This is a genomic window from Streptomyces griseoflavus, from assembly GCF_014649995.1.
In the GTDB taxonomy this organism is placed as follows: Bacteria; Actinomycetota; Actinomycetes; order Streptomycetales; family Streptomycetaceae; genus Streptomyces; species Streptomyces griseoflavus.
Genome location: NZ_BMUC01000004.1, coordinates 314010 through 314249, shown reverse-complemented (window position 1 = coordinate 314249; position 240 = coordinate 314010). Strand labels below are relative to the sequence as shown.

The 240-nt window shown below is 72.1% G+C and carries 1 protein-coding gene; it reads right to left on the bottom strand.

The window, feature by feature from the left end; translation table 11 throughout:
* On the bottom strand, nt 1-240 hold a 240-nt coding region (locus tag IE172_RS12345), incomplete at both ends, for a hypothetical protein (RefSeq protein WP_190097215.1).

Genomic DNA, 240 nt, shown 5'->3' with positions numbered 1-240 from the left:
CGGCTGAGGAGGGGCTGGAGGACGAAGCGGGCCTCACCGAGGTCGCTGTGCAGGTCGAGCCAGGTGAAGGCGAGCGCGGTGACGTGTTCTGCGTCGGCGGGGTCCGGGCCGGTGCGGCCGAGGAGCGTGGAGAGGACGTGGCTGGCGTAGAAGTCGGCGATGTGCAGGTCGAGCCAGGTGAAGGCGAGCGCGGTGACGTGTCGTGCGTCGTCGCGGTCCGGGCCGGTGCGGCTGAGGAGG